This window comes from Nguyenibacter vanlangensis, from assembly GCF_013376155.1.
Taxonomy (GTDB): domain Bacteria; phylum Pseudomonadota; class Alphaproteobacteria; order Acetobacterales; family Acetobacteraceae; genus Gluconacetobacter; species Gluconacetobacter vanlangensis.
In genome coordinates, this window is the sequence record NZ_JABXXP010000101.1 from 1 (window position 1) to 7,502 (window position 7,502).

Below are 7,502 nucleotides of genomic sequence, written 5' to 3' on the forward strand. Positions count from 1 at the left end.
AGGTCGAGGCAGGAGCCGTCGCGCAGCCGGACGGGATAGCGGGCCGGATAGGCCGCCGGGGCATCGCCGTGCGGAAGACCGCGATCGGGGACGGCGGGGGACCAGTGGGCGGTATAGGGGGGCGGGGTGGTCACGCGGGGCGGCTCTTGTCGGTGCGGGTGCGGCAGGGGAAACTATTCCAGGAAACAATTCCAGGAAATTATCCCATCGCGTGCCGGCCGGGAACCCGGTGGCCGCGTGCCGCGCGCCGGCAAGGTCAGCCCCGGATGGCCTCGTCGGCGGGCTGCGCCCTGGCGGCGCGTTGCGTCATCCATCGCGCGGGCGCATCGAGGCGGGCGCGGAATGCGACGTCCAGTCTGTTCAGCGACCAGGCGAGCAGGACGAGTCCGGCAAGTATGGCAAGGCAGAGCCAGGGGGATGCGGTGTTCGGGGGGATATGCAGCCCGCTGTTCAGAAAGGCGGCGGCAAGGCCGAGGATCGGTGCGTGAACGGCATAGAGGGCGTAGGACGCGCCTCCGAGGGCTTCGAACATCATCAGGCTGGCGCCCGTCGGCCGTGTCGATGCGCCGAGCCAGATGATCGCCGGCAGCAGGAAAAAGACCTCGGACAGGTCCAGCAGCGGGCGCGGGATGTGGTGCGTATCGACGGCCAGGGCGAGGGCGAGCAGCCCCATCGGCACCCATGCGCTGACGTTCGGGGGGACGCCGACATTCAGGAGGCGGGGGCCGGCGCGCCACAGCAGGATGCCGAGAAAGAAGGAGAAACCGACGCGTGCGAGGGCGGCCGGCGCCCAGCTCCAGATCATTCCGGCGTTCAGCGAGCCCAGGAGACGGGCCGACACCACGAGACCGAGCGCGGAGAGGCACACCAGGCCGATCAGCGTCCGGTTGTCGAGCCTGCGCCACGCCGCCGCCATGACGATATTGGCGAGCAGTTCGTAGAAGAGCGACCAGGCCGGAAAATTGAGCGGGTAGAGCACGCCGTCCGCTCCGAACCATGGGCAGTAGAAGAGCGCCGGGAGGAAGGGGGCCAGGGCTGAGGGCGGCGCGTGATGGGATGCGATCCGCAAGGCCGCGGCGGCCGCGCCGAGCCCGAGCCCGAGCGCGTAGAGCGGCCACAGGCGCACGATGCGTTTCTGCATGAAGGCCGCCAGGGACAGCCCCGCATCCAGCCTGGCGGCGTATGCCTCGGCCAGGACGAAGCCGCTGAGCCCGAAGAAGAGATCCACCGCGAGATAGCCCCCGGCAGGATACCAGATCGTCGGGAACGACACCTTACCCATATGGACCAGTACGACCGCCACGGCCGCCAGACCGCGCAGCCCGTCCAGCGTGTGAAAGAGACGCCTCGCCATGACGCCGGTTTCCTTCTTGAGCCGGTGGCCTTGAGCCGTTGGCAGGAATATCACGTCGCATAATCGCTTATCGGAAGAATAAAGTTGATGCATCCGGAAATGGAACGGGTGACCATTCCGTGAACGGTTGCGCCGTGACGGAGTCTATAGCGCGCGGGATGCCTTCAGGTTCGTGCATGTCGTGGATGACAGGTGCGGGAATGCGGTCCTGTTTGGATTTTCATATGGTTTGACTTGAGAGAGGCGCGCGGCAGGGCGTCGGAGATCCGGGGGCGGGGTCAGAAGCCCAGCAGCGCGTCGCCGCCGAAGGCGAACATGCCGGCGTTGCGCAGTCCGTTGAAGGGCGTGGTGCCGTTCAGGGAGCGGTCGAAGCGGATTTCCGGGCGGATCTCGAACAGTTTGAACGGGCGCCCCAGGGTGGGGTGCCAGGTGACGCCCAGGGTGAGCGCGCCATAGGTGGTGGGCGGGGCGGTCCGGGTGGCGGCGGGCTCGCCGAGCAGGGCGCGCATATAGGCGGCGTCGCCGAGGAAGCCGGTGACGAATTGCCCGGTATTGTCGCGATAGATCTCGCCGCGATAATTGACGGTGAGCGTCGGCGTGAGCCGATAACCGAGGAAACCGACGAAACTGACCGTATCGGCGCGCAATCCTTCGTCATGCATCGCGTTGAATTCGCCGGTCAGGGACAGGCGGTCATCGACCTTGAAGGTCATGTCGAGGTCGTTCCAGAAGCGCTGCGCGCCGTTGGCGCGCGGGCCCAGGGCGCGCACCGCGTCCTCGGGCCCGACGCGGGACAGATAGAGCAGGGATAGTCTGCCGCCGGCCAGGCCGTTGCCCGCCAGGCCGAAATAACCCGCGGCGGCATCGTTGTCGTCGCCGTGCCCGAACGAGACCTGGTTGCCGGTATCGACGCCGAACAGGATGTCCCATCGGTCGGTGGCATGAAATTGGACCATCGCGCCCACATGTTCGAACGGCGTGGAATATTCCGTCGTATAGGCCAGCGTGTAGAACGACCGCATCGCCGGATCGAGCGTTTCCACCCCCATCGGCGCGGCGAGGATGCCGGCCTGCATGTCCAGCCCGTGACGGGTCAGCCAGGGGAGGTGCAGGTCGAGATGCGCCTGGGCCGGCATGACCTGGTTGCGTCCGGTCAGCGCGCGGTCGGAAATGCCGGCGATGTTGTAATAGCGCGCATCGGCGCCGTACAGGCCCCGCAGCAGGAAGCCGGCCTGATAGGACGAGGATGTCTGGTCGACCGTTTTCGCGATCGTGATCGTGACCTGGTCGAGCAGGGCCTGGGTGGCGCGGTCGCCGATGAGCCGGCCGAAATTATTGCCGTCGGCGGGGCGCGCCGGGTTGGCGTCGATGCCGCCCTCGATCTGGCCGCTGACGGTGATGGCGTCGAACCAGTCCTTCGCCCCCTGCGCCCGCGCTTGTGAGGGCATGTGTGACCACGTGCCGAGCAGGGCGAGCAGGGCGCAGCCGGTCGGGCGCCAGAAAGAGAAATTTCCGATATTTTGTTGCATGGCAAAGAATTTTATTTTCTTTTCCGCAGGAGGGAGAAAGCGGGACAGGAGAAAACGTCTTCGCCGGGACCATGCCCGAGGCGTTCGCGGAACGCCATGCCGCGCGGCGGCGGTGCGTGCATTTGGGCGCGCATTCCTATGAGATTCCTATGCGGCGGGGCGGCGGTCCCTCTCTCATTCCTATGGCGGTCGTCGGATAATCGGTGTGGCGCGGCGTGGACCGCAGGATCATCCATCGCGGAGAAGAGGCGACATGCATGACGTTCTGTATCTGGGGCTCGGTTTGGCGGGATTTGCCGCCTGCGCCGGGTTCGTCTCGTTCTGCCGGAGGATCTGAGCCATGAGCCTGGATCTGGTATTGGGCGCGGCGGTGACGGTCGTCCTGCTGGCCTATGTCACCCTGGTGCTGGTCCGTCCTGAAAGGTTCTGATGAATGACCGTGGCGGGCTGGGCGACGATTTTCGTCTTTTTCCTGTTGGTCGTGGCGATGACGCGGCCGATCGGGGGGTATCTGGCGCGGGTGACGGCGGGCGAGCGGATCGTGCCGACGAAACTGGTGGGGGGCGTGGAGCGCGGCCTGTACCGGCTGGCGGGGATCGACCCGGCGGAGGAGCAGTCCTGGAGCGGCTATGCCATGGCCGTGCTGACATTCAAGCTGTTCTGCTTCCTGGCGGTCTACCTGATCCTGCGGCTGCAGGGCGTGCTGCCGCTCAATCCGCTGGGCCGTGGGGCGGTGGCGCCGGACCTGGCCTATGACACCGCGGTCAGTTTCCTGACCAACACCAACTGGCAGAGCTATGCCGGCGAGACGACGATGAGTCATCTGAGCCAGATGCTGGCGCTGACGGTGCAGAATTTCCTGTCGGCCGCCGCCGGGATCGCGGTGGCGGTGGCGGTGATCCGCGGCTTTGCCCGGCGGTCGGCCGCGACCATCGGCAATTTCTGGGTCGATCTGGTGCGCCTGACGCTGTACGTGCTGCTGCCGGCCTGCATCGTGCTGGCGCTGCTGTTCGTCTGGCAGGGCGTGCCGCAGACCCTGGCCGGCTCGGTGGACGTGACCACGCTGGAAGGCGCGCACCAGACAATCGCGGTCGGGCCGGTGGCCGGCCAGGAAGCGATCAAGATGCTGGGCACCAACGGCGGCGGGTTCTTCAACGCCAATTCGGCGCATCCGTTCGAGAATCCGACCGCGTTGAGCAATTTCATGCAGATGCTGTGCATCTTCGCGTTGGGGGCGGGGCTGACGAACCTGTTCGGGCGCATGGTCGGCGACGAGGCGCAGGGCTGGGCGGTGTTTTCCGCGATGGCGGCGCTGTTCCTGATCGGGGTCGCGGTGCTGTACTGGTCCGAGGCGCATGCCAACCCGGCCTTCGCCGCGCTGGGGGTGAATCCGGGGCTGGGGAACATGGAAGGCAAGGAGGTGCGGTTCGGCATCGCGGCGTCGTCGCTGTTCGCCACCGTCACCACCGATGCGTCATGCGGCGCGGTGAATGCGATGCATGAGAGCTTCCTGCCGCTGGGCGGCATGGTGCCGATGGTCAACATGATGCTGGGCGAGATCATCTTCGGCGGCGTGGGGTCGGGGCTGTACGGCTTCGTGCTGTTCGCCGTCATCGCCGTGTTCATGGCCGGGCTGATGGTCGGGCGGACGCCGGAATATCTGGGCAAGAAGATCGAGGCGCGCGAGATCAAGATGACGATGCTGGCGGTGCTGTGCCTGCCGCTGATGATGCTGGGCCTGACCGCGCTGGCGGTGGTGGTCGCGCCTGGGAAGGCCGCGCTGTCGACCGGCGGTCCGCATGGATTTTCCGAGGCGCTGTATGCCTATGTCTCGGCGGCGGCGAATAACGGCAGCGCGTTCGCGGGGCTGACGGCCAATCCGTTCTGGAACGTCACGCTGGGCATCGGGATGATGGTCGGGCGGTTCTTCGTGATCGTGCCGGCGCTGGCGATCGCGGGGGCGATGGCGGCCAAGCGCACGCTGGCGCCCTCGCCCGGCACGTTTCCCACCCAGGGGGCGCTGTTCATCGGGCTGGTCTGCGGCGTGATCCTGATCGTCGGGGGGCTGACCTTCCTGCCGGCGCTGGCGCTGGGGCCGATCGTCGAGCACCTGACGATGCTGCGCGGTGTACTCTCGTGATTTTCTTTCCCTGGATATCCTTCCCCCGAATTTCCCTCCCCGAATTTCCTTCCTGGCAGGCTGACAGGCGATGACCATTCATGTTCCCAAACCCAGGCTGGCGCCCGATATGCATGGGCGGCCGCATCGGCCGTCCGGCGGTCTGATGCGGCCCGAACTGATCGGGCCGGCCATCGTCGACAGTTTCCGCAAGCTCGATCCGCGAATCCTGTGGCGCAATCCGGTGATGTTCGTGGTCGAGATCGTCACCGTGCTGACGACCGTCCTGCTGGCGCGCGACCTGGCGCGGGGGGCGCCGCAGACCGGCTTTGCGGTACAGATCAATCTGTGGCTGTGGTTTACCCTGCTGTTCGCCAATTTCGCCGAGGCGCTGGCCGAGGGCAGGGGCAAGGCCCAGGCCGAGAGCCTGCGCCGCACGCGGACCGAGACGCTGGGGCGGCGCCTGACGCCCGAGCATGACGGCGGCTGGTCGCGGCACGGGATATGCGAATCCGTGCCGGCGCCGCTGCTGCGGCCGGGGGACGTGGTGCTGGTGGAGGCGGGCGATTTCGTCCCCAGCGACGGCGAGGTGATCGAGGGCATCGCCTCGGTCGACGAATCGGCGATTACCGGGGAATCGGCGCCGGTGATCCGCGAGAGCGGCGGCGATCGCTCGGCGGTGACAGGGGGCACGCGGGTGCTGTCGGACTGGGTCATCGTGCGGATCACCGCCGCGCAGGGCGCGACCTTCCTGGACCGGATGATCGCGCTGGTCGAAGGCGCGCAGCGGCAGAAGACGCCGAACGAGATCGCGCTGACCATCCTGCTGGCGGGGATGACGCTGATCTTCATCTTCGCGGTGGCGACGATCCCCAGCTTTGCCGCCTATGCCGGCGGGCGGATTTCGGTGCTGGTCCTGGTGGCGCTGTTCGTCACCCTGATCCCGACGACGATCGGTGCGCTGCTGTCGGCGATCGGCATTGCCGGGATGGACCGGCTGGTGCGTTTCAACGTGCTGGCCATGTCGGGCCGGGCGGTCGAGGCGGCGGGGGACGTGGATACGCTGCTGCTGGACAAGACGGGGACGATCACGATCGGCGACCGGCAGGCGGCCGATTTCGTCCCGGTGCCCGGGGTGACGCCGCTGGAGCTGGCGGATGCCGCGCAGCTTGCGTCGCTGGCCGACGAGACGCCCGAGGGGCGGTCGATCGTCGTGCTGGCCAAGGAGCGCTTTGCCATTCGCGGGCGCGAGATGCATGCGCTGGACGCGCGTTTCGTGCCCTTTACCGCCCAGACGCGGATGAGCGGCGTCGATATCGGGCGGCGGCAGATCCGCAAGGGGGCGGTGGACAGCGTGCTGGCCCAGATAGCGCAGGACCGGGCAGCGCGGGACTCGGCTGCCCAGGATCCCGCTGCCCAGGCGGTGCGCGAGATCGCCGAGACGATCGCGAAGGGCGGCGGGACGCCGCTGGCCGTCATTGATGCCGGGCGGCTGCTGGGGGTGGTGCATCTGAAGGACGTGGTGAAGGGGGGAATTCGCGAGCGTTTCGCCGAATTGCGGCGGATGGGTATCCGCACCGTGATGATCACCGGCGACAATCCGCTGACCGCCGCCGCGATCGCGGCGGAAAGCGGGGTGGACGATTTCCTGGCTCAGGCGACGCCGGAGGCCAAGCTGACGCTGATCCGCAAGGAGCAGGAGGCGGGGAAGCTGGTGGCGATGTGCGGCGACGGCACCAATGACGCGCCGGCGCTGGCGCAGGCGGATGTCGGGGTGGCGATGAATACCGGCACCATGGCGGCGCGCGAGGCGGGGAACATGGTCGACCTGGACAGCGACCCGACCAAGCTGATCGAGATCGTGGGGATCGGCAAGCAGTTGCTGATGACGCGCGGGGCGCTGACGACCTTTTCCATCGCCAATGACGTGGCCAAGTATTTCGCGATCATTCCCGCGATGTTCATCGGGTTCTATCCGCAACTGGCGGCGCTGAACATCATGCGGCTGGGCACGCCGCAGAGCGCGATCCTGTCGGCGATCATCTTCAACGCGCTGATCATCGTGGCGCTGATTCCCCTGGCGCTGCGGGGCGTGCGCTACCGGCCCGTGGGGGCGGCGGCGCTGTTGCGGCGCAATCTGCTGGTCTATGGCGCGGGGGGGATCGCGGTGCCGTTCGCCGGCATCAAGGTGATCGACCTGCTGGTCAATCTGCTGCATCTGGTTTGAAAGGATCCCGTCATGGTCCGTCATGTTCGTCCGGCCCTGGTGCTGCTGGCCGCGTTTTCGGTGCTGACCGGGCTGATCTATCCGCTGGCGCTGACCGGCATCGCGCAGATCATCCTGCCGCACCAGGCGCGGGGCAGCGTGGTCGTGGCGCAGGGGCGCGCCGTGGGCTCGGCGCTGATCGGGCAGGATTTCACGCAGGCGCGCTATGTTCATCCGCGCCCCTCGGCGACGGCGGGCGCGCCCTATAACGCCGCCGCGTCGGGCGGGTCGAAT

General features: G+C 67.3%; 6 protein-coding genes. 4 read left to right on the forward strand and 2 right to left on the reverse strand.

Annotation, left to right across the window (positions count from 1 at the left end):
* Positions 1-256: 256 nt before the first annotated feature.
* Both HUK84_RS07525 and HUK84_RS07530 read right to left on the reverse strand, forming a co-directional pair.
* The gene (locus tag HUK84_RS07525; RefSeq protein ID WP_176639737.1) at positions 257-1,354 is read right to left on the reverse strand and encodes an acyltransferase family protein; all 1,098 of its coding nucleotides are present in this window, start codon (positions 1,352-1,354) and stop codon (positions 257-259) included.
* 278 nt (positions 1,355-1,632) lie between these two features.
* Positions 1,633-2,883, reverse strand: a complete 1,251-nt coding sequence (locus tag HUK84_RS07530) for an outer membrane beta-barrel protein (RefSeq protein WP_176639738.1) — start codon at positions 2,881-2,883, stop codon at positions 1,633-1,635.
* A 340-nt stretch (positions 2,884-3,223) separates the two neighbouring features.
* Here HUK84_RS07530 and HUK84_RS07535 point away from each other — a divergent pair, with 340 nt between their 5' ends.
* The 4 genes from HUK84_RS07535 to HUK84_RS07550 all read left to right on the forward strand — a co-directional run.
* On the forward strand, positions 3,224-3,313 hold the full coding sequence (locus HUK84_RS07535) for a potassium-transporting ATPase subunit F (RefSeq protein ID WP_176639739.1): 90 nt from the start codon (positions 3,224-3,226) through the stop codon (positions 3,311-3,313).
* A 3-nt stretch (positions 3,314-3,316) separates the two neighbouring features.
* Positions 3,317-5,023 carry a potassium-transporting ATPase subunit KdpA gene (gene kdpA, locus HUK84_RS07540; RefSeq protein WP_176639740.1) on the forward strand — a complete coding sequence of 569 codons (1,707 nt, stop codon included), beginning with the start codon at positions 3,317-3,319 and terminating at the stop codon, positions 5,021-5,023.
* 109 nt (positions 5,024-5,132) lie between these two features.
* Positions 5,133-7,229 (forward strand): potassium-transporting ATPase subunit KdpB, encoded by a 2,097-nt coding sequence (gene kdpB, locus HUK84_RS07545; RefSeq protein WP_176639742.1) that lies wholly within the window; start codon positions 5,133-5,135, stop codon positions 7,227-7,229.
* 12 nt (positions 7,230-7,241) lie between these two features.
* Positions 7,242-7,502, forward strand: a 261-nt coding sequence (locus tag HUK84_RS07550; RefSeq protein ID WP_176639741.1) for a potassium-transporting ATPase subunit C, incomplete at its 3' end; no start/stop codon positions are given.